This is a genomic window from Stenotrophomonas sp. TEPEL (assembly GCF_004348785.1).
Lineage (GTDB): Bacteria > Pseudomonadota > Gammaproteobacteria > Xanthomonadales > Xanthomonadaceae > Stenotrophomonas > Stenotrophomonas indicatrix.
Map to the genome: position 1 here is coordinate 4,000,050 of NZ_QQXJ01000001.1, position 22,088 is coordinate 4,022,137.

At 66.9% G+C, this 22,088-nt stretch carries 21 protein-coding genes and 1 riboswitch; of the genes, 7 read left to right on the forward strand and 14 right to left on the reverse strand.

The genetic code is table 11. From position 1 onward, the window contains the following. Positions 1 to 8: 8 nt before the first annotated feature. Genes TEP_RS18295 through birA form a run of 3 tightly spaced genes read right to left on the reverse strand, consistent with a single transcriptional unit; the run spans position 9 to position 2,533 of the window. Positions 9 to 830: an SPOR domain-containing protein gene (locus tag TEP_RS18295; RefSeq protein ID WP_132826228.1), complete on the reverse strand. Its 822-nt coding sequence runs from the start codon at positions 828 to 830 to the stop codon at positions 9 to 11. 9 nt (positions 831 to 839) lie between these two features. Next, positions 840 to 1,571 carry a type III pantothenate kinase gene (locus TEP_RS18300; RefSeq protein ID WP_132826229.1) on the reverse strand — a complete coding sequence of 244 codons (732 nt, stop codon included), beginning with the start codon at positions 1,569 to 1,571 and terminating at the stop codon, positions 840 to 842. Further along, positions 1,568 to 2,533 carry a bifunctional biotin--[acetyl-CoA-carboxylase] ligase/biotin operon repressor BirA gene (gene birA / locus TEP_RS18305; protein ID WP_132826230.1) on the reverse strand — a complete coding sequence of 322 codons (966 nt, stop codon included), beginning with the start codon at positions 2,531 to 2,533 and terminating at the stop codon, positions 1,568 to 1,570. Before birA ends, TEP_RS18300 begins: the two co-directional genes overlap by 4 nt. A 143-nt stretch (positions 2,534 to 2,676) precedes the next feature. Between birA and TEP_RS18310 the strand changes: the two genes are divergently transcribed. Next, a complete protein-coding gene (locus TEP_RS18310; protein WP_132826231.1) occupies positions 2,677 to 2,952 on the forward strand; it encodes a hypothetical protein in 276 nt (91 codons plus the stop codon). Continuing rightward, positions 2,919 to 3,707, forward strand: coding sequence for a M90 family metallopeptidase (locus tag TEP_RS18315; RefSeq protein ID WP_165933941.1), 789 nt, complete (start codon positions 2,919 to 2,921; stop codon positions 3,705 to 3,707). Before TEP_RS18310 ends, TEP_RS18315 begins: the two co-directional genes overlap by 34 nt. A gap of 73 nt (positions 3,708 to 3,780) precedes the next feature. On the opposite strand, the gene TEP_RS18320 is transcribed toward TEP_RS18315, so the two are convergent. The 4 genes from TEP_RS18320 to dusA all read right to left on the reverse strand — a co-directional run bounded on the left by TEP_RS18320 (position 3,781) and on the right by dusA (position 7,606). Further along, entirely contained in the window at positions 3,781 to 5,205 is a 1,425-nt protein-coding gene (locus TEP_RS18320) for a sensor histidine kinase (protein ID WP_132826232.1), read from the reverse strand. Positions 5,206 to 5,227: 22 nt separating this feature from the next. Further along, entirely contained in the window at positions 5,228 to 5,911 is a 684-nt protein-coding gene (locus TEP_RS18325; protein WP_004136763.1) for a response regulator transcription factor, read from the reverse strand. A gap of 72 nt (positions 5,912 to 5,983) precedes the next feature. After that, positions 5,984 to 6,352: a hypothetical protein gene (locus TEP_RS18330; protein ID WP_025878314.1), complete on the reverse strand. Its 369-nt coding sequence runs from the start codon at positions 6,350 to 6,352 to the stop codon at positions 5,984 to 5,986. 222 nt (positions 6,353 to 6,574) lie between these two features. Next, positions 6,575 to 7,606 carry a tRNA dihydrouridine(20/20a) synthase DusA gene (dusA, locus tag TEP_RS18335; RefSeq protein ID WP_132826233.1) on the reverse strand — a complete coding sequence of 344 codons (1,032 nt, stop codon included), beginning with the start codon at positions 7,604 to 7,606 and terminating at the stop codon, positions 6,575 to 6,577. A gap of 199 nt (positions 7,607 to 7,805) precedes the next feature. On the opposite strand from dusA, the gene TEP_RS18340 reads away from it, so the two are divergent. Both TEP_RS18340 and TEP_RS18345 read left to right on the forward strand, forming a co-directional pair. After that, complete coding sequence (locus TEP_RS18340) at positions 7,806 to 8,048, forward strand: hypothetical protein (RefSeq protein ID WP_132826234.1); 243 nt, start codon at positions 7,806 to 7,808, stop codon at positions 8,046 to 8,048. 12 nt (positions 8,049 to 8,060) lie between these two features. Then, on the forward strand, positions 8,061 to 8,957 hold the full coding sequence (locus tag TEP_RS18345; protein ID WP_132826235.1) for a hypothetical protein: 897 nt from the start codon (positions 8,061 to 8,063) through the stop codon (positions 8,955 to 8,957). Between the two features lie 158 nt (positions 8,958 to 9,115). Here TEP_RS18345 and TEP_RS18350 read toward each other — a convergent pair whose 3' ends face one another. Beyond that, positions 9,116 to 10,570, reverse strand: a complete 1,455-nt coding sequence (locus tag TEP_RS18350) for a SulP family inorganic anion transporter (protein ID WP_132826236.1) — start codon at positions 10,568 to 10,570, stop codon at positions 9,116 to 9,118. A gap of 210 nt (positions 10,571 to 10,780) precedes the next feature. Here TEP_RS18350 and TEP_RS18355 point away from each other — a divergent pair, with 210 nt between their 5' ends. Then, positions 10,781 to 11,761: a cation transporter gene (locus TEP_RS18355; RefSeq protein WP_132826237.1), complete on the forward strand. Its 981-nt coding sequence runs from the start codon at positions 10,781 to 10,783 to the stop codon at positions 11,759 to 11,761. 111 nt (positions 11,762 to 11,872) lie between these two features. Further along, on the forward strand, positions 11,873 to 12,298 hold the full coding sequence (locus TEP_RS18360) for an organic hydroperoxide resistance protein (RefSeq protein WP_004153735.1): 426 nt from the start codon (positions 11,873 to 11,875) through the stop codon (positions 12,296 to 12,298). A 267-nt stretch (positions 12,299 to 12,565) separates the two neighbouring features. Here TEP_RS18360 and mmsB read toward each other — a convergent pair whose 3' ends face one another. Genes mmsB through TEP_RS18385 form a run of 5 tightly spaced genes read right to left on the reverse strand, consistent with a single transcriptional unit; the run spans position 12,566 to position 18,106 of the window. After that, positions 12,566 to 13,456 carry a 3-hydroxyisobutyrate dehydrogenase gene (gene mmsB / locus TEP_RS18365; RefSeq protein ID WP_132826238.1) on the reverse strand — a complete coding sequence of 297 codons (891 nt, stop codon included), beginning with the start codon at positions 13,454 to 13,456 and terminating at the stop codon, positions 12,566 to 12,568. Continuing rightward, positions 13,453 to 14,628, reverse strand: a complete 1,176-nt coding sequence (locus TEP_RS18370) for an enoyl-CoA hydratase/isomerase family protein (protein ID WP_132826239.1) — start codon at positions 14,626 to 14,628, stop codon at positions 13,453 to 13,455. The genes mmsB and TEP_RS18370 overlap by 4 nt, the downstream gene beginning before the upstream one ends. Beyond that, positions 14,625 to 15,422 (reverse strand): enoyl-CoA hydratase, encoded by a 798-nt coding sequence (locus TEP_RS18375; protein WP_132826240.1) that lies wholly within the window; start codon positions 15,420 to 15,422, stop codon positions 14,625 to 14,627. The genes TEP_RS18370 and TEP_RS18375 overlap by 4 nt, the downstream gene beginning before the upstream one ends. After that, entirely contained in the window at positions 15,419 to 16,585 is a 1,167-nt protein-coding gene (locus tag TEP_RS18380; protein ID WP_132826241.1) for an acyl-CoA dehydrogenase family protein, read from the reverse strand. The genes TEP_RS18375 and TEP_RS18380 overlap by 4 nt, the downstream gene beginning before the upstream one ends. A gap of 15 nt (positions 16,586 to 16,600) precedes the next feature. Then, positions 16,601 to 18,106: a CoA-acylating methylmalonate-semialdehyde dehydrogenase gene (locus TEP_RS18385; protein WP_132826242.1), complete on the reverse strand. Its 1,506-nt coding sequence runs from the start codon at positions 18,104 to 18,106 to the stop codon at positions 16,601 to 16,603. Between the two features lie 87 nt (positions 18,107 to 18,193). Between TEP_RS18385 and TEP_RS18390 the strand changes: the two genes are divergently transcribed. Next, complete coding sequence (locus TEP_RS18390; protein WP_177177078.1) at positions 18,194 to 19,588, forward strand: short-chain fatty acyl-CoA regulator family protein; 1,395 nt, start codon at positions 18,194 to 18,196, stop codon at positions 19,586 to 19,588. Between the two features lie 188 nt (positions 19,589 to 19,776). Here the strand turns inward: TEP_RS18390 and TEP_RS18395 are convergent, their stop codons facing one another. Next, a complete protein-coding gene (locus TEP_RS18395) occupies positions 19,777 to 21,627 on the reverse strand; it encodes a patatin-like phospholipase family protein (RefSeq protein WP_165933942.1) in 1,851 nt (616 codons plus the stop codon). Between the two features lie 154 nt (positions 21,628 to 21,781). Then, a riboswitch (cobalamin riboswitch) is annotated at positions 21,782 to 21,999 on the forward strand. The last annotated feature ends 89 nt before the right edge of the window (positions 22,000 to 22,088 follow it).

Genomic DNA, 22,088 nt, shown 5'->3' on the forward strand with positions numbered 1-22,088 from the left:
TGGGAATTCTAGCGCAGTCGCGTGCATTCCAGCGACCGTTGCTGCGCGGCGCCACTGCGCTGCTGTGCCTGGGCCGGTTCGCTGCCGGTGGCCAGCTGCCCTTCCAGCCACCATTGGCCGGCATCGCCACTGGCCACCAGACGCGGCTGGAAGCCGGCGGCCTGCACCGCGGCCATGCGCCGTTCGGCGCCCTCGCGATTGCGGTACTGGCCCAGCGCAATGGCGTTGGTCTCGTCGCCCTGGCTGATGATGTAGTAGTCGCTCAGCCCGGCAGCGACGATGCGCTTGACCGTGGCCTGCGCGTCATCGCGGCTGGCGGCGGCGGGCAGCAGCACGCGGTAACGGGCGCTGCCGCTGGCGGCGGGCTGCTCGCGCAGGCGCATCTGGCTCAGCAGGTTGCCGGCACGGCCCTGTGCGGCGGTGGCAGCGGCGCGATCAGCGAACGGGCCCAGTGCCAGGCAGCGCGGCGGTACGGCCGGGGCTGCGGGTTTCTCGGCCACCGGTTCGGGCGCTGGCTTGGCGACGGCGGCCATCGGCTCAGGCGCCTTCACCGGTTCGGCGGGCTTGCTGGGTGCTGTCGCCGGTGCGGGTACAGCGGCCACTGCGGTAGCCGGCGCCGCCTCACGCTCCACCAGTGCTTCAGTGGGTGCCGCTGCCGAGGCCTGCGCGGCCACGGCGGCATCGGTGCCGCCGGGCAACCAGCGCAGCTCGGCCACGCCGGTCGGGGGCGGCGGCAACGGCGCGCGCGCGGGTTCATCGCGCAGCAGCCACCAGGTGGCAACACCAAGATTGAGGATCGCCAGCACGACGATCAGGGCACGGGTCAGCATGCGCCGATACTAGCCTGCGGGCTGGTGTACCGCCCAGCGGGCGAGGCCATCCAGCACCAGCGAGGGGTGATAGTCGGCGCCGTCCAGCAGCGGCATCAGTGCGGGTGCGCCACCGCCATGCACCAGCAGCGACGGCACGACGCCCAGCAGCGCCTGTGCTTGGCGGGCGCTGCGTTCAACCAGCGCCACGGCGGCACCATCGCAGCCGGAGGCCAGCGCATCGGCGGTGTCGTTGGCGAATTCGCTGTAGTCACCGCCGCTGGCCGGCAGCTGCACCGCGCGCGCGTGCAGCGCCTCGCGCATGGTGGTCGGCGAGGCGGAAATGCGTCCACCGTGATGCTGGCCGTTGGCATCCAGCAGGTCGATGGTCAACGCGGTGCCGACACCGACCACCAGCACCGGCCGCTGTGCCTTGGCGGCAGCCAGCAGAGCCAGGAAGCGGTCGACACCGAATTTTTCCGGCTTGGCGTAGGCAATGCGTACACCCGCGCACTGGGCGCTGGTACGCACCACATGCACGTGCTCGAAGCGGCGCTGCAGCTGATCCAGCATCGCGCTGGTCAGCGATGGCGCGGCGACGCTGGCCACAAACGCGGTGCCGCCACTGGGCAGGCTGTGCGGCGGTTGCCCGGCCATGCCTTCGGCGCCATGCGCCCACGCCTGCACATCACCGGCACGGTCACCCTGCAACGGCGCGAACTTGAAGCGCGAATTGCCCAGATCGAACAACCAGTCGCTCATGCTTTTCTCACACTGACTTCGCCGGCATGCAGCAGGCGCTCGCGGCCATCGATACGCACGCGCAGCGCGCCATCGTCAGCCAAGCCGAGCGCGGTACCGTGCTGCCATTCGCCATCCAGCTGCACGCGCACTTCGCGCCCGGCCAGCATGTCGAACGCTGCGTAGCGCTGCAGGAACGGCGCCAGCCCTTCGCGATCGAATTCCTCCAGCGCCGGCAGCAGGCGTCCCAGCACGGCGGCCACCACCGTGTTGCGATCCACCGATGCGCCGGCCAGTGTGTCCAGGTCCACCCACGGCTGGGTGATCTGTTCGGCGAACGCCGGCGGCATGTGCACGTTGATGCCGATGCCGATCACTGCACGCGCCGGGCCGGCGTATTCGCCACCACCCTCGGCCAGCAGGCCCACCAGCTTGCGGCCATCGACCAGCACGTCGTTCGGCCACTTCAGCTGCGCCTGCGTGTAGCCCAGGTCGTGCAGGGCTTCGGCCACGGCGACGCCGGCGACCAGGCTCAGCCCGGCCAAGCGGCCGAGGCCACCCTCGAACAGCCGCAGCACCGACAGATACACATGCGCGGCCAGCGGCGACGCCCAGGTGCGCCCGCGACGGCCTCGGCCACCGGTCTGGCGTTCGGCCAACAGGACGCTGACACCGCGCTGGGGCGCGCTGCAGCGCAGCAATTCGGCGTTGGTGGAGTCCACGGTCCAGGCCACCTGCAGGTCGTGCAGCAGGGCTGCGGCCGCCTTGGGCAGGCCGGCGCGGATGGCCCCGGCGTCCAGCAGGTCGACCGGCCGGGTCAGCCCGTAGCCCTCGCCTGCGCGCCCTTCAACCTCGACGCCAGCGGCTCTAAGCCCTTGAATTCGCTTCCAAATGGCGGCCCGGGTCTGGCCGAGCTCACGGGCCAGGGCGTCGCCGGACAGGCGACCGGCAGCGAGTTTGGCCAGCAATTGGCGATCGTCCACGGCAGCTTCCACAAGGTCAGGACGGAATTATGCGGGAAAGCCGCCAGCGGCGCCCGCCGGCCCCGGTTCCGGCGGGCTTCCAATCTGGCGCCGGGTTCGGGCTAGAATCGGGAACTCACCTTCCCTTAACGTGGATGTCGTCAATGCGCCGTTATGCCCATTGCCTGATCCTGCTGACGATGCCCTTCGCGGCATCTGCCACAGCAGCGCTTGATGACAGCCGTGGCGCCTGCGTCTATTCGGCCAGCGATGCAGCCTCGCAGCGCGCACCGACCAATGCGCCGACAGCAACGGCCGCCAAGCCGGCACCGGTACGTCCGGCCGCTGCGACCAGCAGCGGCGGTGGCGGTGACGACGATGTACTGCAGCGCATCCGTGCCCCGAAGTGGCACAGCTACCTGCCGGGTATGTTCCGCTGATCAAGTCGTTGCTGCAGTGGCTGCGGCCCGCGCCGCGACCGATCGAAGACGCACACTGGAACGATGCCTGCCACCGCGCAGCGTGGTTGCGCGGCCTGGACGACGAACGGCATGCACGCCTGCGCGCGCTGACCACGCGCTTCCTGCATGAGAAGACCATCTCCCCCATCGGCGAACTGCAGCTGCAGCCGGCCGATGGTGTGCTGCTGGCCGCACTGTGCTGCCTGCCGCTGCTGGAGTTCGGCGAGGTGGGGCTGGAAGGCTGGTCGCAGCTGATCGTCTACCCCGATGCGTTCCGCGTGCATCGCAGCCATATGGACGCCGCCGGCGTACTGCATGAGTGGGATGACGAGCTGATCGGCGAGTCGTGGGACAGCGGTCCGCTGATTCTTTCGTGGGCCGATGTGCAGGCCGATCTGGCGGCACCGCATGAGGGTTACTGCGTGGCCGTGCATGAGATGGTGCACAAACTGGATGCGCTCGACGGTGCGATGGACGGCACGCCACCGTTGCCGCGTGCGTGGCAACGCGAGTGGGCTGCCGACTTCCAGAAATCGTACGACGCGTTCTGTGCGCAGGTGGATGCCGGCGTGGAAACACGGATCGATCCGTATGCGGCCGAGGCGCCGGAAGAGTTCTTCGCGGTCGCCAGCGAGTACCACTTCTCTGCGCCGGACCTGCTGGCCGAAGCGTTGCCGGAGGTGGCTGCGCATCTGCGGCGGTTCTACGGCGAGCCGCCGGCAATGGTCGGGTGATTCATCCGTCCGCCGGGCATGGCCCGGCGCTACCCGAGGGTGTACGTCGACCGGATCGGGTTGCAACGGATCGTTAAGGCCCCGGCGGCAGCCGCACTTCGAAGCGGGCGCCGCCCAGTTCGCTGGAACGGGACACCTGCAGCTCGCCGCGGTAATCCTTGATCAGGTCCTGCACGATCGACAGGCCGATGCCGTGGCCCTGTACGCGCTCATCGCCGCGCACGCCACGCTGCAGCACCTTGCCGATGTCCTCCGGCGCAATACCCGGGCCATCGTCATCCACCGCCAGCAGCAGGCCGGCGCGACGCGCATTCGGCGCCGGCAACGGCTGCGCGGTCAGCAACACGCGGCGCTTGGCCCACTTGAACGCGTTCTCCAGCAGGTTGCCCAGCAGCTCCTGCAGGTCGCCCGGTTCGCCGTGGAAGCGCGCGGCCGGGTCGATGTCGAATTCGCACAGCACGCCCTTGGACGCATAGACCTTTTCCAGGCCACGCACGATCTCTTCGGCGTTGGGTTCGATCGGCAGCGGTGCCGAGAACAGCTTGTGGCCCGACGAGGCCGCGCGTGCCAGCTGGTAGGACACCAGGTTGTTCATGCGCTGCAGCTGCACGTCCAGCTCTTCGCGCAGGGCGCCATCGCCGGCGCCGCTGTCCATCTGCGTACGCAGCACCGCAATCGGCGTCTTCAGGCTGTGCGCCAGGTCGGCCAGGGTATTGCGCTGGCGCTCGAGGTTCTCACGCTCGCCCTCGATGAAGGCATTGATGCTGTCGGTCAACGGCTCCAGCTCTCGCGGGTGGCGCTCGCTCATGCGCTCGGTCTCGCCGCGCTGGACCTTGGTCAGTTCGGTGATCACCCGCCGCAACGGGCGCAGGCTCCACTGCAGGATGACCGTCTGCAGCAGCAGCAGGATCAGGCCGATGCCGCCCAGGTAGAACCAGACCCGGCTGCGGAACACGCGCAGCTGCGCACCCAGCGCGCGCGAGTCTTCCATCACGTAGATGGTGTACGGGAATTCGGTGGCCGGGTCGGCGTCGGCATCCCACACCAGGCCCAGGCCATAGCGATAAACCGAGCCTTGGCTGCCGTCGATCTGGATCATCGGCAGCGGGCCTTCGAAGACTTCCTGGCGCGGGGCCAGCAGGCCGCCGCCGACGGTGGGCAGCATCGGGCCTTCGGCGGACATCGAATTGCCCTTGCCGTCGGGCATGACGACCTGCAGGTACAGGCCGCTGCCGGGCACATCGAAACGCGGATCCGGCGGCTGCTCGCGGATGTACAGCGAGCGGTCGCGGGTGAAGTCGATGCCGGCCGCATAGGCGGTGGCATAGTTCTTCAGGCGCTCGCGCAGGTTCGCCTTCGCCGTATCGGCGAAGGCGGCATCAAGCGCGTAACCGGCCAGGGCCAGGAACGCGACCAGACCCACGGACGCGGCGAACATCTGGCGCGCCTGCAGAGAGCGCGGCCGCCAGCGTCGGAAGAACCACAGACGGCCGGACATCGTTTATCGCCTGCTGAAGGCCTCAGCCCTCGTTGCGCGGAATCGCGAAACGGTAGCCACGACCACGCACGGTCTCGATCGGCTTCAGTTCGCCATCCGGGTCCAGCTTCTTGCGCAGGCGGCCGATGAACACTTCCAGCACGTTCGAGTCACGATCGAAGTCCTGCTGGTAGATGTGCTCGGTGAGGTCGGCCTTGGAGACCAGTTCGCCGGCATGCATCATCAGGTACTCCAGCACCTTGTACTCGTAGCTGGTGAGGTCGACATTGCTGCCGGCCACGCTGACGGTCTGCGCTGCCAGATCCAGAGCAACCGGACCGCATTCCAGGGTCGGCTTGCTCCAGCCTGCGGCGCGGCGCAGCAGCGCGTTGACGCGGGCCAGCAGCTCTTCCACATGGAACGGCTTGACCAGGTAATCGTCGGCGCCCTGCTTCAGGCCCTCGACCTTGTCCTGCCAGCTCGAACGCGCGGTCAGGATCAGCACCGGGAACTTCTTGCCTTCATCGCGCAGGGCCTTGATCAGCTCCATGCCCGACATCTTGGGCAGGCCAAGGTCGATGATGCCGACGTCGAACGGCACTTCGCGGCCCATGTACAGGCCTTCTTCGCCGTCCTGCGCTGCATCGACGGCAAAACCTTCGCGCTTGAGCCGGGCTGCCAGGGTCTCACGCAGCGGGGCTTCGTCTTCGACCAGAAGGATACGCATGAACTCTCCCTAGTGTGCTGGGTGCGGCCCGGAGGCCTGTGGGTACGGGTTGATAGCGACAACTATCCCTGTTCAGGGGTTATCGCCGCGTAGTGATGACATATCCGACCGCGGTGTGCGCGGCTGTGAACGTGCCGGGGCGGGGTCGTCCATGTAGCGGACCCGACCGCGGTCGTCCATGTATTTGACCCGGTTGATGTCACGACCATCGAACGGCACACGCTCGGCGCCCAGGATGTGGCCACCGGTGGTGCGTTGCACGCGGCGCACGGCATCGGACAGCGAGCGCTCGTTGCTGGCGCCACGGCCTCCACGCTCCATCATTTCTGCGCGCCCCTGTTCCCGCTGCGGGTCCTGCGCCAGCGCCGAAGACAGCGGGGCAGCCGCCAGGACCACGCAGGTGGCCAGGGCGATACAGCGGTGGAAGGGAGCGGAAGACATCGATGCGATCCTAGCCGAGCACGGCGATTCGTTCAAAAGTCGTAAATCCGGGCACCGGAATGGAACCCGGCGTTTTACAAATCTTTACAAATCTTTTGCAAATTCTTGGTTTCGGGCAGTGAATCCGGTCTGAACTTTTCCAGATGCTCCAGACCGTTGTTCAGCTAAGTGAACATTCGGGACGAAACGGCCGCCCTTGTCAAGTCAGGAATGTGACTGACGTCACGCAGCGGCGCGGTCGGCTTCGCGTTCGGTGACTGCCAGCGCCTGCTCGACCAGCGCCCAGTCGGCACCGGGGCGATGGGCACCCTCGCTCAGCACCTGGCGGAATGCGCGGCCGCCGGGCTGGCCGTGGAACAGGCCGAGGATGTGGCGGGTGATGTGCTTGAGGGCCAGGCCCTCGCCCAGGCGGGCGTCGATGTACGGGCGCAGGGCGCGCAGCAGCTCACCGCGCGGACGCAGCGGCGCGCCGGTCTGCAGCGCTTCCAGCTGATGCAGCAGGTAGGGGTCGTGGTAGGCCGCGCGACCGAGCATGACGCCATCGACGTGCGCGGCCTGCGCCTGCACCGCCTCGATGCTGGCCAGGCCACCATTGAGCACCACCGGCAGTGCCGGGCGCTCCTGCTTCAGCCGGTAGGCCCAGTCGTACTTCAACGGCGGAACCTCGCGGTTCTCCTTCGGCGACAGGCCCTTCAGCCAGGCATTGCGGGCGTGCACCACCACCATCACGGCGCCGGCCTCGACCTGGCGGTCGACGAAACGGGCGAATACCTCGTAGTTGTCGTCCTCGTCCACGCCCAGGCGGCACTTCACCGTCACCGGGATGTCCACTGCCTCGACCATGGCCGACACGCATTCGGCCACCAGCACCGGCTCGCGCATCAGGCAGGCACCGAAGCGGCCGGCCTGCACGCGGTCGGACGGGCAGCCGCAGTTGAGGTTGACCTCGTCGTAGCCCCAGTCGGCGGCGATACGCGCGGCCTGCGCCAACAGGGCCGGATCGCTGCCACCGAGCTGCAGTGCCAGCGGCTGTTCGCTGGCATCGAAACCGAGCAGGCGCTGGCGATCGCCATGGATGACCGCATTGGCGTGCACCATTTCGGTGTACAGCCGCGCACCCGGCGCCAGCAGGCGGTGGAACACCCGGCAATGGCGGTCGGTCCAGTCCATCATGGGGGCGACGGACAGGCGCAGGGAATCAGCGTAACGGGCGGTGGCGGACGTCATCGGGCGGTTGATCGCGGAGACTGGCATTGCCAGTGAGATCAATAGTTTACACCGGGTGGATGAATGGTGGCCGGGGCACCACGGCACGCGTGTACTTCCTTGCGGGCATGGTACTGCGGCCATGGCACTCGCCTGCCACACCGTCAAATACGAATGAGACGTGATATCATTTGCGCGCCGCATAACGATGTGCGGCCATGGATGTCCCAAGCAAACGGAACATGTAATGCAGCAACGCACCTATATCGAACTGGTCCTGGAACTGTTTGCCTTCATCAGCCTGTGCATGGCGATGACGACCTCCGGCATCCCGGTGGTGGTTTTTGGTCTCTCGACCATCCTGCTCACGGTATGGATCCCCTTCCAACGGCGCGAGATCCATCGCTTCACCCGTGCCGTTTCGATTGCGCTGGTCATTGCGGCAGTAGCCAGGATCGTCATTCATTTCCTACCCAATCCATCCATCTAGGAATCGAATTCGATGAGGCTGTTCCGCTACGCCACTGCTGTGGCGTTGTTGCTCTGTGCGCAGGGAGCGCACGCGCAGTTGAAGCACATACAAGATATCCCGTGCGAAGGTTGTTCATACGCTCAGATGCAGGCAGCCGCGCTGTCGGACGTCGACGTCGGCGGTGCTCTGGTAACCAGCATTTCCACGGGAGAGATTCGGAAGTTCGTCATCCTGTGGGATCGCAGGATCCAGGAGCTGCCGATCGAGCAGGACCTGGAAGACTACTTCGTAGCACTGGTCCGCTTCTGGCACGCAAATGGACGCAGCCTTGAAATGAACTACGACCTTGCGTCGAACACATGGAGGCTCCCCCCGCAGGCGATGGGGACTGCACGCGTGCGACGGGCACTGGCGGCCCCCACTGCAGACAGACCAGTTCCGGCAACCGTGTACGAAGCACTGCAGAGCCCGGCCAGAATGAACAACGCGATCGAGCAATTGAATGCCTCCTGGCTCGCCCGCGGGTACGCAGCGCACATGACGTTCATCAACTCGGTCAGGGGAAAGAACATCTCGCTGACCGCGGGCCGCCCGGTGACCACCCTGAACTTCGCCGATGGCTCGAAGATCAAGGCCTCCTACGACATAGAGATGAAGAGCTGGGCGGCGATCCCCGGCACCGGCAGAGACGTTCACGGCAACCCGGTTCCAGAGACGAAAGAGGACGTTGCCAAGGATGGCAGGCCGGTGGTGTACGAGTTCCCCGGTGGCATCACCAGTGACGCCTATATGGACTTCAGTCGCTATCTCTTCGATCTGGGCGTGCGCCCCAACATCGGGCCGGGCGACAACCAGATGATCTGCACGAGCGAAGTAATGGACGCCGACATGCGGGTAGAGGTCAGGTGCATGGGGCGAAGGCACTGATGCAACAGCACGGGTGACCGCCGCTGCGGTCACCCGGGTGCGCCGTGTTGAATCAGCGGCAGGCGCAGGTGGATGTCACCGGCGCCTGCCAAAGCGCTTATGGTCCCGCCTTTTCCGATAGTAGGTGCCGGCCGGTGAGTACGAACTCAGTGACGAACTCAGTGACTACCACCGCGCCCCCCCACCTGCTCGATCAACGTCTGGCTGGCTGCATTGAGGCCCACCACCGTCACCTCGGCACCATGCGCGGCCAGCTTTTCCTGCACGCGTTCCAGCGCGGCCACGGCAGTCAGGTCCCACAGATGGGCCTGGCGCAGGTCGATCTGCACCTTCGGCGCCACGTGCTGGTAATCGAACGCCGCACCCAGCTGCCCGGCGGAGGCGAAAAACACCTGGCCGCGCACATGGTAGATCTGCGCATCGCCCGCATCTTCTTGCTGCACGTCCAGCATGTGTCCGACCTTGCGCGCGAAGAACAGCGCCGACAACAGTACGCCGCTGAGCACACCCTTGGCCAGGTCGTGGGTGGCCACGGTGACCACCACCGTCAGCAGCATCACGGCCGACGAGCTGCGCGGATGCGTGCGCAGGTCGCGCAGCGAGCGCCAGCTGAAGGTGCCGATGCTGACCATGATCATCACCGCCACCAGTGCGGCCATCGGGATCTGCCGCACCAGGTCGCTGCCGTATACCACCAGCACCAGCAGCAGCACGCCGGCCACCAGGCAGGACAGGCGGCCTCGACCGCCGGAGGTCACGTTGATCACCGACTGGCCGATCATCGCGCAGCCGGCCATGCCACCGAGGAAACCGGTGACCGTGTTGGCCAGGCCCTGGCCGACGCACTCGCGGTTGCGCTCACTGGGCGTCTCGGTGATGTCCTCGACAATCTGCAGGGTCATCATCGATTCGAGCAGGCCGACCACCGCCAGCGTGGCCGACACCGGCAGCAGGATGCGCAGCGTCTCCCAGGTGAGCGGCACATCGGGCAGCAGGAAATGCGGCAGGCTGTCGGGCAGCTGGCCCATGTCGCCGACGCTGCGTACGTCTACGCCGAAGCCGATCACCACGGCGGTCAGCGCCACAATGGCCACCAGAGGCGACGGCACCGCGCGGGTAATCCGTGGCAGCAGGTAGATGATCGCCAACGCGGTGGCGCACAGCACGTACACGGTGGGGCCGCGGCCGATCAGCTCGGGCATCTGCGCCAGAAAGATCAGGATCGCCAACGCATTGACGAAGCCGGTGATGACCGAGCGCGAGACGAAGCGCATCAGCGAGCCCAGTTTGAACACGCCGGCCAGCATCTGCAGCAGGCCGGCCAGGATGCTGGCGGCAAACAGGTACTGCAGGCCGTGGTCCCTGACCAGGTCGACCATCACCAAGGCCATCGCGCCGGTGGCGGCGGAGATCATGCCGGGGCGGCCGCCTGCAATGGCGGTGATGACGGCAATGGAGAAAGCAGCGTACAGGCCGACCTTGGGGTCGACGCCGGCGATCAACGAGAATGCGATGGCTTCGGGAATCAGCGCCAGCGCGACGACGGTGCCGGACAGCAGATCACCACGGAGGTTGCCGAGCCATTGCTGGCGCAGGGGATAGGACGTTTGCATGGGAAAACTCCGCGCACACGCGGGCGAGGCCACGTGGCGCTGCGGTGGAAAGACGCGGGTTCCTGAGCCGGTTGGGCCGGCTGCCGAGAGGCGGCAAGGGTCAGGGTGGCGTGATCACTGCAGTGCGTCGTCGGGGAGCGTGGAAGGGGCGCAGTCTACGGGAACATCCGCCGCCGGGGTAGCGAAGGCGCCTTCTGGAAGCAGTGGAGCATGGCTGCGCTCTACAATCGCGGCATGACCGCCGACCGACCGCACTTCTTCGACCCGGCAACCGAGCAGGGTGTGCTGCGGCTGTCCATCGCCGCCTCGCTGATGCTGGCCGCCGCCGCAGTGGTATTCGGTCTGCTGGCCAATTCGTCGCTGATCATCTTCGATGGCATCTACGGTCTGATCGACGTGGTGATGACGTGGCTGTCGCTGCTGGTCGCGCGGTTGATCGCGCTGTCCACCCAGACCGATGCGTTGCAGTCACGCCTCAACCAACGCTTCACCATGGGCTTCTGGCACCTGGAACCGATCGTGCTGGGAGTGAGTGGCACGCTGATGATCGGTGCGGCGTTGTACGCACTGGTCAATGCGGTCGATGCGCTGATGTCGGGTGGGCGACAGATCGCACTTGGCCCGGCAATCATCTTCGCGGCACTGTCGATCGTGGCTGAAAGCGCGCTGGCCTGGTTCGTGCTGCGTGCGAACCGTCGCATCGGTTCGGAGTTCATCGCACTGGATGCAAAGAACTGGGTGATCGCCGCGAGCATGTCGGCCTGCTACCTGGCGGCCTTCCTCGGTGGCGTGCTGGTGCGTGGTACCTCGCTGGCATGGGTCGGGCCGTACATCGATCCGGCCATCCTCGCCTTCGTCTGCGTGCTGGTGATGATCGCGCCATTGGGCACGGTGCGGCGCGCGCTGGCCGGGATCCTGCTGGTCACCCCGCCCGAGCTGCAGGCGCATGTGGATGCGGTGGCGCGGGCAATCGTTGCAAAGCATGGCTTCGTCGAACACCGCAGCTACGTGGCGCAGGTGGGCCGGGGCGAGCAGATCGAGCTGTTCTTCGTGGTGCGCGAGGACGACCCACCGCGGCCCCTGCTGGAATGGGATCACCTGCGTGACGAGATCGGCGATGCGCTGGGCGAATCGTCGCCGGATCGCTGGCTGACCATCATATTCACTACCGACCGGGAATGGACGATCTAGGCCCGGCGGACGATCCGTCAAGTTTTGCAGACGAATTGTCACCCACCGTCTGAAGAATCCGGGCAAAGTAGGCTCCAACGCAACACCCACCCACTGACCAGGAGCATCCCGATGTCCATCGAAAAGGTTCTGTACACCGCCCAGGCCACCTCCACCGGCGGGCGTGAAGGCCGTTCCGTCTCGTCCGACAACGTGCTGGACATCCAGCTGTCGACCCCGCGCGAGCTGGGCGGCGCTGGCGGCCCGGGCACCAACCCGGAACAGCTGTTTGCTGCCGGCTATTCGGCCTGCTTCCTGGGCGCACTGAAGTTCGTCGCCGGCCAGGCCAAGGTCGCGCTGCCGGCCGACACCACCGTGACCGGCAAGGTCGGCATCGGCCAGATCCCGACCGGTTTCGGCATCGAAGCCGAGCTGACCATCAACGTGCCGGGCGTGCCGCGCGAGCAGGTGGAAGAACTGGTGCAGAAGGCGCACATCGTCTGCCCGTACTCCAACGCGACCCGCGGCAACATCGACGTGACGCTGATCGTTGCCTGATGCGGTGATGCCGGCCAGCGGCCGGCACTACCAAGCGGCTGGGCAAAAAAATGGGCGGATGCCGGTCGCAACCGGGCATCCGCCCATCCCACCTCGGGTGGGCCCCGGCACGTGGCCGGGGACGCATACGCTTTCTGTAGTGCCGAGCATGGGCTCGGCACTACACGGTCGGCGCGCATCCATCCTGCTGGAGGAGAACCCCCTTGTTGTTCAAGGGGGTGCGCCAACGGCGCGGGGATAAGGTGGAATGCGCGGACCGGCGACCGGTTACCGGTCGCTGGTGATGAGCTGCACGACGCTGGAGAAATCCAGCTTGCCGCGGCCGGCCTGGTGGTTCATCGAGTACAGGTTGCGGGCCACTTCGCCCAGCGGGATCGAGGCGCCGACGCTCATCGCCGCCTCCACCGCCAGGCCCATGTCCTTCAGCATCAGATCGCTGCCGAAGCCGCCGCTGTAACCGCGCGACGCCGGCGCGTTTTCCAGAACGCCCGGCCACGGGTTGCACACTTCGGTGGCCCAGCTGCGGCCGGTGCTGACCGCCATCATCTGCGACAGCACCTTCGGGTCCAGCCCGTGCGCCACGCCCAGGGCGATGGCTTCGCCGGTGACGGCCATGATCACGCCCAGTGCCATGTTGTTGCACAGCTTGGCGACCTGGCCGGCGCCACTGGCACCCACATGAAAGATGTTCCTGCCCATCGCCTGCAGTACCGGGCGGGCGCGTTCAAGCGCGTCCTCTTCGCCACCGACGATGAAGGTCAGCGTGCCGGCCTGTGCGCCGGCAGTGCCACCGGACACCGGCGCGTCGATCATCTGCAGGCCACGTGCGGCGGCCGCTTCGGATACCTTGCGCGCGCTGGCCGGGGCAATCGTGCTGCAGTCGATGACCAGCGCACCGGCGGGAATCGCGGCAAGAATGCCGTCATCACCCAGGTACACGCCTTCAACATGGCGGCTGGCCGGCAGCATCGAGATCACCACTTCGGCGTCGGCCAGGGTGTCGCGTGCCGACGAGGCAGCACTGGCACCGGCGTCAACGGCGGCCTGCACCGCGGCCGGGACCAGATCGAACACGCGCACGCTGTGGCCGTTCTTGACCAGATTGGCGGCCATCGGGCCACCCATGTTGCCCAACCCGATGAATGCAATGCGGCTCATGCAAGGCTCCTTTCAACAAGGGGAGTGCCCAGGTCGGCCAGCGGATGCGCGGCATCGGCCCAGGGGGAAGCGAAGAAGGTGTCGACCCACGCGCCGGTGGCCTCGGCCAGGGTGGCCGGGTTCCACTGCGGATTGCGGTCCTTGTCGATCAGCAGCGCGCGGATGCCTTCAGCGAAATCACCATGCGCAGCGCAATGCAGGGCGGTGATGTATTCCAGCCGGTACACGCTGGCCAGATCCTGGCCGGCGCTGCGGCGCTGCAGCTCGAAGGCCAGCCGTGCCGAGCCCGGTGCACCGGCGGCAAGGGTCTTCTGTGCGGCCTGCAGCCACGTGTCATCGGTCTGCAGGGTGCTGATGCGTTCGACGATGGCGGCCAGATCATCGCCTGCGCACAGCGCATCGACCTGCGTAGCGTTGGCCAGCAGCGGGCCGGTCGCGGCGTCGCTGGCAAACGACAGCAGCAGCTGTGACAGGCGCTCGTGGTTGCGTGCGGCATCGGTCGACCACGCGACCTGCAGCAGCGCGTCGAACACCGCACTGCGGCGTTCCTCGGCCACATGCACGTCGGCCAGGCCGGCATAGATCGCATCGCCCGGGTTGAGCAGCGCACCGGTCAGGGCCAGGAACAAGCCACCGTTGCCCGGCACGCGCGGCAGCAGCCAGCTGCCACCCACGTCAGGAAACAGGCCCACGGTGATTTCCGGGAAGGCCAGCTTGGAGCGCTCGCTGACCACGCGGTGGCTGGCGCCGGACATCAGGCCGATGCCACCGCCCATCACGATGCCGTGGCCCCAGCACAGGATCGGCTTGGCGTAGGTGTGGATGAGGTAATCGACGCGGTATTCGACGTCGAAGAACTCGGCGGCGTAGTCGTTCTCGCGGATATCGCCTTGGCCGGCGTCGCGGTAGGCACGCATGCTCTGGTACAGGCTGTGCAGGTCACCACCGGCGCAGAACGCCTTCTCACCGGCGCCCTGCAGCACCACCATGGCGATGCCATCGTCGTCGGCCCAGGCGTTCAACTGCTGCAACAGCAGGTGCGCCATCGGCAGCGAGAAACCATTGAGCGTGCGCGGTGCGTTCAGCGTGGCGATGCCGATGCGCGTGCCGTTGCCGGCCACGCGCTCTTCGAACAGCACCGGAGCTTGTTCGGCAACGGTGTCGGTGGTCATGCGTTCTTCCACTGCGCGGCGCGCTTTTCAAGGAAGGCACTCACGCCCTCGACCTGGTCGGCGGTGTCGAACAGATCGACGAAAGCCTCGCGCTCGGCCACCAGCGCCGACGCATGGGTGCCGGTGCGCGTGGACTGCACCAACGTCTTGCAGGCGGCAATGCTGGTCGGGCTCTGCTTGCCGGCCTTCTTCGCCCATTCCAGTGCCAGCGCCTTGGCTTCGCCCTTGCCGACCTTTTCTTCGGCAAGACCAATCCGCACGGCGGTTTCGGCGTTGATGCGCTCGCCGAGCAGGATCATGCGCTTGGCCCAACCCTCGCCGACCAGGCGCGGCAGGTTCTGGGTGCCACCGGCGCACGGCAGCAGGCCGACGGTGGCCTCCGGCAGCGCAACCTGGGCGTGCTCTTCGATGATGCGCAGGTCACAGGCCAGTGCGCATTCCAGGCCACCGCCCATGGCGTAGCCGTTGATCGCGGCGATCGACACGCCACGGAAACCGGACAGCGCTTCGAAGGCTTCACCGAAGCGGCGCGCGGCCTCGCGTGCAGCGGCCTTGTCACCCGAAGCGAACTGGTTGAGATCGGCACCGGCGGAGAAGAATTTCTCGCCGTCACCGGTGATCACCAGCGCGTAGATGTCACGGTCTGCGTTGAGCGCGCCGACCAGGTCGCGCAGCGCTGACAGGCTGTGCACGGTCCAGGTGTGCGCCGGCGGGTTGTTCAGGGTGACCACGGCGGTATGGCCGTCGGCCTCGACCTTCAGGCCCACGTGCTCCTGGGTACGCCAATCCTTCATCGCAGTTCCTCTTCGGTGTTGAGCAGGTGACGGGCAACGATCACCCGCATGATCTCGTTGGTGCCTTCCAGGATCTGGTGCACGCGGCTGTCGCGCAGCAGGCGTTCGATCGGATATTCACGGATGTAGCCGTAGCCGCCGTGGATCTGCAGGGCTTCGTTGCAGATGGTGAAGCCGGCATCGGTGGCGAAACGCTTGGCCATCGCGCACCACACGTTGGCATCGCTGGCACCGGCATCGAGCTTGCGCGCAGCGGTATGCACCATCTGCCGCGCGGCAACCAGCTCGATGGCCATGTCGGCCAGCTTGAACTGCAGCGCCTGGAATTCGGACAACGCCTTGCCGAACTGGCGGCGCTCGCCCATGTAGCGGCGTGCGGCATCCAGCGCGCCCTGCGCAGCACCCAGCGAGCACGCGGCGATGTTGATGCGGCCACCATCGAGCCCCTTCATCGCCAGCTTGAAGCCGCCGCCTTCCTCTCCCAGAAGGTGGTTGACCGGTACGCGGACGTTTTCGAAGGTGATGCCGCGGGTGGGCTGGCTGTTCCAGCCCATCTTCTCTTCCTTGCGGCCATAGCTGATGCCCGGCAGGTCGGCCGGCACCGCGATCGCGCTGACCCCGCCTGCACCGGCACCGCCGGTACGTGCCATCACCACCAGCAGCTCGGTGGCACCGGCGCCGGAGATGAAGGCCTTGGAGCCATTCAACACGTAGAAATCGCCATCGCGCACGGCGGTGGTCTTCAGCGAGGCCGCGTCCGAACCGGCGCCCGGCTCGGTCAAGCAGTACGAGGCCAGTTTGCTGCCAGAAGACAGGTCATTGCCCCACGCGTCGCGCAGCGCCGGCTGGCCCCACTTGGACACCATCCACGAGGCCATGTTGTGGATGCTGATATAGGCCGCGGTCGACGGGTCGACGTTGGCGAGCTCCTCGATGACGACGGCGGCGTCCAGTCGGCTCAGGCCGCTGCCGCCCACTTCCGGGTCCATGTACAGACCGCAGAAGCCCAGTTCACCGGCCTTGGCGATCGCCTCGCGCGGAAAGATGCCCTCCGCATCCCATCGCGCGGCGTGCGGCGCCAGTTCGGCCTGTGCGAAGTCACGCGCCGCTTCGCGGTACGCCTGCTGCGCTTCTTCCTGTTCCGTCGTCATCGAGTGGCTCATGGCTGCTCCCTGCGGTTACTTCAGGCTGATCGTGGTGTTGACGCCGTGGCTCAGCGTCTCGTCGTCGAACCAGCGCGCGGTGACGGTCTTGGTCTGCGTGTAGAACAGCACCACCTGCTTGCCGTACGGGCCCAGGTCGCCCAGCTTGGAAGCACGCGAACCGGTGAACGAGAACAGCGGCACCGGCACCGGAATCGGCACGTTGATGCCGACCTGGCCGACGTCGATGTCTTCCTGGAACCGGCGTGCTGCGGCGCCGGACTGGGTAAACAGGGCGGTGCCGTTGCCGTTCGGGTTGCTGTTGACCATGGCGATGGCCTCATCCAGCGTTTCCGCTTCGAGGATGACCAGCACCGGCCCGAAGATTTCTTCCTGGTAGATGCGCATGTCGGTGGTGACACCGGCAAAGATGGTCGGGCCAACGAAATTGCCCTTCTCGAAGCCATCGACCTGCGGCTTGCGGCCATCCAGCACCAGCTTGGCGCCCTGCTCCACGCCCGACGCGATCAGGCCTTCCACGCGATCACGGGCGCTGCAGGAAATGACCGGGCCGACGTCGGTGCCGGCGACCGTGCCAGCGCTGACCTTCAGGGTCTTGGCCTTTTCGACCAGGTCCTGCACCCAACCGCGCGCTTCACCGACCAGCACCAAGGTGGAGGCGGCCATGCAGCGCTGGCCCGCCGCACCGAAGGCCGCGCCGACCATCGCATTGAGGGTCTGCTCCTTGTTGGCGTCCGGCAGCACCACGGCGTGGTTCTTGGCGCCCATCATGCACTGCACGCGCTTGCCGGCCAGCGAGGCGCGGTTGTAGACGTGGGTGCCGACACGGGTGGAACCGACGAACGACACCGCCTTGATGTCCGGGTGGTCGCAGATGGCGTTGACCACTTCCTCGCCACCGTGGACCACGTTCAGCACGCCCTTGGGAATGCCCGCTTCCAGCGCCAGTTCGACCAGGCGCATGGTGACCATCGGGTCCTGCTCGGACGGCTTGAGGATGAAGGTGTTGCCGGTGGCAATGGCCATCGGGAACATCCACAGCGGGATCATCGCCGGGAAGTTGAACGGAGTGATGCCTGCGCACACGCCCAGCGGCTGCATGATCGAGTAGGTGTCCACGCCGTTGGCCACGTTGTTGGCCAGCTCGCCCAGCTGCAGGTTGCCGATGGCGGCCGCGTGCTCGACTACTTCCAGGCCGCGGAACACATCGCCTTCGGCGTCCGGCAGGGTCTTGCCCTGTTCGGCGGTGAGGATGTGGGCCAGCTCGCTCATGTTTTCGCGGATCAGCTGCTGGTACTTCAGGAAGATGCGCGCGCGGGTACCGATCGGGGTCTTGCGCCAGGTCTTGAAGGCTTCCTTGGCGGCCGCCACGGCGGCATCGACTTCACCCGTGGTGGCGAACGGCACCTGGGCCAGCACGTCCTGGGTGGCCGGGTTGATCACGTCCTGCCAGTGGGAGGTGGCCGATTCAACGAACTGGCCATCGATCAGCATGCGGATACGGGGCGCTGCAACAGTCATGACGACAATCCACGGGGTGCGAAAGATGCTTGGCATTATTCACAGGCCGCGCCTCGATTTCCGGGCTGAATCCGCTTAATCTGGCCAATGCCCGCCACGATTCCTGTTAATCCTGTGAATTATTCAGCCCCCCAGCGCCAACTCGGCCTGCGTCTGCTGCGCCTGCGCGAGCAGCGCGGCTACAGCCAGGCCGACCTTGCCCGCGCCCTGGGGCTGTCGGCCAGCTACCTGAACCAGATCGAGCGCAACAAGCGCCCGCTGACACCCGCGGTGCAGAAGAAGCTGGGTGAGGTGTTGGGCGATGTTTCCACCCTGTTCGACGACGATGAGCCCGCCGCGCTGCAGGAGTCGCTGGGCGAGACCCTGCGCGATCTGGGCCTGGCCGACGTCAGCGCCACCGAACTGCGCGCGCTGGCCGGCAACCTGCCGCAGGTCAGCCGCGCGCTGCTGGACCTGCATCGCCGCCACCTGGCATTGCGCGAGCATGCTGCCGCGCTGGAGTTCCAACTGGGCGAGCCGGGCGCGGGCAGCACATTGCCGGCCGGCGACCAGGTGCGCGAGTTCTTCAACCGCATGCACAACCACATCCCCGAGTTGGACGAACTGGCCGAGCAGCTGTTCGCCGAATGGGGGCTGGCGCCGGGACACGTGGCGCCACGGCTGCGCCAGCTGCTGGCCGACCGCCACGGGGTGCTGGTGGAAGTAGCTGCGCTGCAGGCCGGGCGCGAGAAGCGCCAGTACGATGCCGGCAGCCGTACGCTGTGGCTGCCCGACTACCTGGAGCCGGGCCAGCAGGCGTTCCAGATGGCGGTCGAACTGGCGCTGCGTGGTTACCTGCCGCAGATCGATGCGGTGATCGCGCGCACCGGATTCACCGATGAGGCCCGCATCGCACAGGCGCGGATCGGCCTGTCCAACTATTTCGCCGGTGCGCTGGTGATGCCGTACATGCGCTTCCTGCGCGCGGCCGAGGCCAGCGGTTATGACATCGAGCTGCTGGCGCATCAGTTCGGTGTGGGATTCGAGGCGGTCTGCCATCGGTTGAGTACGCTGGCACGCCGCAGTGCGCCGGGGCTGCCGTTCTTCTTCATCCGCGTGGACCGCGCCGGCAACGTGTCCAAGCGCCACTCTGCCACCGATTTCCACTTCTCGCAGGTGGGCGGTTCCTGCCCTTTGTGGATCGTCTATGAGGCGTTCAACCAGCCCGGACGCATCCTCACCCAGACCGCGCGCATGCCCGATGGCCGCCGCCATTTCTGGCTGGCACGGCAGGTCAGCAGCGGCCCGGTGGGACACGGCCAGCCACGCAAGACCTTCGCGGTGGCACTGGGGTGTGACCTGCAGCATGCCGATCGGCTGGTGTATTCGCTGGGGCTGGACGTGCAGAGCCCGGGCAATTCGGTGTCGATCGGGCCGGGCTGCCGGGTGTGCCCGCGCGAGGACTGCATGCAGCGCGCGTTTACCCAGTTGCCGGGGCGGTAGGGGGCGGTCCGGCAGGGCTGCGCCCTGCACCTGCGGTAGTGCTGGCCGCTGGCCGGCGACCTCAAAAGCAAGAGCAGGTTGTCTGCGGGTAGGCCGGGTGGGTCCGACAGATTTTCGCGATCTGCCGCTATTGGTGGGTGTCGACCTTGGTCGACATGGTGGATCCACGCCACGCGGGGATGCCTCACTCAATAAATCGGCGTCACTTTCATCTGCGGCAACGGCCGTGGCGAGCCGTCGGTGAGGTCGGGGCCAAGGTCATCCCAGCTGCGGCCCTGTTCCACCATCAGCCCCCACAGCTGCTGCGACGCCTGCCGCTTGTCTTCCGAACCCAGCTTGTACGACGGCGGTGGCGGCGCGCCGGTGGCCACCATCGCATAGGCCGCGCGATAGGCCAGCACCTGCTGCGCCGGATCGTCGGTGCGCGATATCTCCAGCGTGTAGCGCTGGTAAGCCGAGGCCAGGTTGCGCCAACGGATCCAGTAATGGTTCTCGAACGAGAACGAACAGAAGCGTGCACCGGCCAGGCTGCCCTTGTCGGCGATGCGGGTCAGCACCTCCTGTGGCATGTCCAGGTTCATGCCACCCTCGTCGCCTTGCAGGCTCACATGCACGATGCGGTCGCGATACCCCGGCGCACGCGCCTGCAGCAGGTCGCGCCAGTTCTGCATGGTGGCCACCACCGCAAACAGGAAACGGCCCAGCTCGCCGGCCGCCAGCGGCGTGGCGATGGACTGGTAGTGCCGCTGCCATCCATGCCGGTTCTCGGTAGGCAGGAACACCGCACGTTCCAGCGCCTGGCGGCTGTCGCTCTCGCGCACCACCGGCTCGGGACGTTGCGGATAGACCAGGTTGATGGCGAAGGTCGGCCAGCGCGGCAGCGCGGCATCGAACAGATGGATCGGGAAGTTGCTGCTGATGCCGCCATCGGAGAACCAGCACACCCGGAACGCGGTGATCACCGGACCGCAGGCCTGGCCTGCGCTGGTCAGCCCTTCCATGCTGTCGGCCACGTTCTGCCCGCCCTCATCCGCAGCCGTCGACGTCGGCTCGCAGCGACGTTCGCGACGCGAGGGCTCATGCAGCGGCACCGCGCTGATCAGCAGCGGGAAGCTCAGGCTCATGCGCGTGGCCACCAGTACCGGCAGCGACGCACCCTGCGGCAGGTGGTAGTAGTTGCGGCCTTCAACCTCGCGCGGTGGGCCGGCGCGGTCGACCATCCACTGCACCACACTGGCCGGGAACAGCTGCTCGAACTCCTCGCGCAGGAACCAGAACTGCGCCCCACCCAGCGGCAGCGTGCGCGGTTCGTTGTGCGATACGCAGGTGGTGATCATCTGCAGGGAGATCGCATGCGGGCTGTCCGGTTCGCCTGCATAGCGCGGCGCGTCGTGCAGATCGGCGAAGGTCAGCGGTGCATCCATCGGCTTGCCCGACAGCTGCTGCAGGCTTTCATGCAGCCACTCGGTCAGCGCCGGCCTGCCTGCATTCCGGCTCAGCCCGCTGCACAGGCCCAGCAGGTTGCGCCGCGCCACCCGGGCCACGCGCAGCGCTGCGGCGGCCACGCCCGCGCCGTAGGCGCACAGCAGCGACGGCAGCAGGGTCGCGGCCACGCCGCTCCAGCCGCCGCCCCACCAGCCCAGGCCGAGCAGCAGTGCCAACGACACCAGCACTTCCAGCGGCGCGATCTGGAACACCGCGATGGCCAGGCACAGCAGCTTGTGGGGCCAGCCGGCGTTGCCGGTCAGCACCACCAGCAGCCGATACGCAGCGCGCGCGCCGGCGGCGGGCTGGAACAGGCTGTAGATGAATCCGCGCCGCGACAGCTGCGCCGACACCGCCGACAGGCCGCCATAGCCGGCGTCGCCGGGCAGCTGTTCGCCCCGTTGCTGGCGTCGGTCGCCGTATGCCGCAGCGGCCGCCACGGCAGCGGCGATCGCGCCTGCCGAAGTGCCACCGATGCTCTTGAAGCGGTATTCGCGGGCCAGTGCGAGCACCGCGTTGGGATACACGATGCCGCTGGTGATACCGCCTTTCATGACCAGATCGCAGTACTTCGCCGCCACGAGCCACCTCCCGTCTGTCGGTGCCCAGTATGGCAAGAGGCGCTCTCACAGCCTGAGAAACGCGCCACAGCCCTGCGTATTCATCGGCCCTTGACCATCGCCGTCAACACGTCCACCGTGGGCACGCCGAGGGTATCCCTGCCGTGGCTTCGATGGCGGCAGCGATTTAAACGGGAATCCGGTGAAGGCGCCTTGCGCGCACATTCCGGAGCTGCCCCGCAGCGGTGAATGGAAACGAATCCTGCCAACAGCACTGGGCGCGCGCCTGGGAAGCGGCAGGTACCAGGTGGGCCAGCCGGCCCGTGTCCATCAGCCCGAATACCGGCCCCGGCCGGGGGACGCGACCGTCCCCTGACTCGACCTGGAATCTCCGCGGGGAGGTTGCCGGGGCCGTCGTCGTCCTGCGCGTGCAGGCGATGTGGCCGCGCGCGTCC

Excerpts from the sequence above, each read along its gene's own strand:
- TEP_RS18295 (WP_132826228.1), bottom strand. The coding sequence starts at position 830 with ATGCTGACCCGTGCCCTGATCGTCGTGCTGGCGATCCTCAATCTTGGT.
- TEP_RS18300 (WP_132826229.1), bottom strand. The coding sequence starts at position 1,571 with ATGAGCGACTGGTTGTTCGATCTGGGCAATTCGCGCTTCAAGTTCGCG.
- TEP_RS18310 (WP_132826231.1), top strand. The coding sequence starts at position 2,677 with ATGCGCCGTTATGCCCATTGCCTGATCCTGCTGACGATGCCCTTCGCG.
- TEP_RS18320 (WP_132826232.1), bottom strand. The coding sequence starts at position 5,205 with ATGTCCGGCCGTCTGTGGTTCTTCCGACGCTGGCGGCCGCGCTCTCTG.
- TEP_RS18325 (WP_004136763.1), bottom strand. The coding sequence starts at position 5,911 with ATGCGTATCCTTCTGGTCGAAGACGAAGCCCCGCTGCGTGAGACCCTG.
- TEP_RS18330 (WP_025878314.1), bottom strand. The coding sequence starts at position 6,352 with ATGTCTTCCGCTCCCTTCCACCGCTGTATCGCCCTGGCCACCTGCGTG.
- dusA (WP_132826233.1), bottom strand. The coding sequence starts at position 7,606 with ATGCCAGTCTCCGCGATCAACCGCCCGATGACGTCCGCCACCGCCCGT.
- TEP_RS18340 (WP_132826234.1), top strand. The coding sequence starts at position 7,806 with ATGCAGCAACGCACCTATATCGAACTGGTCCTGGAACTGTTTGCCTTC.
- TEP_RS18345 (WP_132826235.1), top strand. The coding sequence starts at position 8,061 with ATGAGGCTGTTCCGCTACGCCACTGCTGTGGCGTTGTTGCTCTGTGCG.
- TEP_RS18350 (WP_132826236.1), bottom strand. The coding sequence starts at position 10,570 with ATGCAAACGTCCTATCCCCTGCGCCAGCAATGGCTCGGCAACCTCCGT.
- TEP_RS18355 (WP_132826237.1), top strand. The coding sequence starts at position 10,781 with ATGGCTGCGCTCTACAATCGCGGCATGACCGCCGACCGACCGCACTTC.
- TEP_RS18360 (WP_004153735.1), top strand. The coding sequence starts at position 11,873 with ATGTCCATCGAAAAGGTTCTGTACACCGCCCAGGCCACCTCCACCGGC.
- mmsB (WP_132826238.1), bottom strand. The coding sequence starts at position 13,456 with ATGAGCCGCATTGCATTCATCGGGTTGGGCAACATGGGTGGCCCGATG.
- TEP_RS18370 (WP_132826239.1), bottom strand. The coding sequence starts at position 14,628 with ATGACCACCGACACCGTTGCCGAACAAGCTCCGGTGCTGTTCGAAGAG.
- TEP_RS18375 (WP_132826240.1), bottom strand. The coding sequence starts at position 15,422 with ATGAAGGATTGGCGTACCCAGGAGCACGTGGGCCTGAAGGTCGAGGCC.
- TEP_RS18380 (WP_132826241.1), bottom strand. The coding sequence starts at position 16,585 with ATGAGCCACTCGATGACGACGGAACAGGAAGAAGCGCAGCAGGCGTAC.
- TEP_RS18385 (WP_132826242.1), bottom strand. The coding sequence starts at position 18,106 with ATGACTGTTGCAGCGCCCCGTATCCGCATGCTGATCGATGGCCAGTTC.
- TEP_RS18390 (WP_177177078.1), top strand. The coding sequence starts at position 18,194 with ATGCCCGCCACGATTCCTGTTAATCCTGTGAATTATTCAGCCCCCCAG.
- TEP_RS18395 (WP_165933942.1), bottom strand. The coding sequence starts at position 21,627 with ATGAAAGGCGGTATCACCAGCGGCATCGTGTATCCCAACGCGGTGCTC.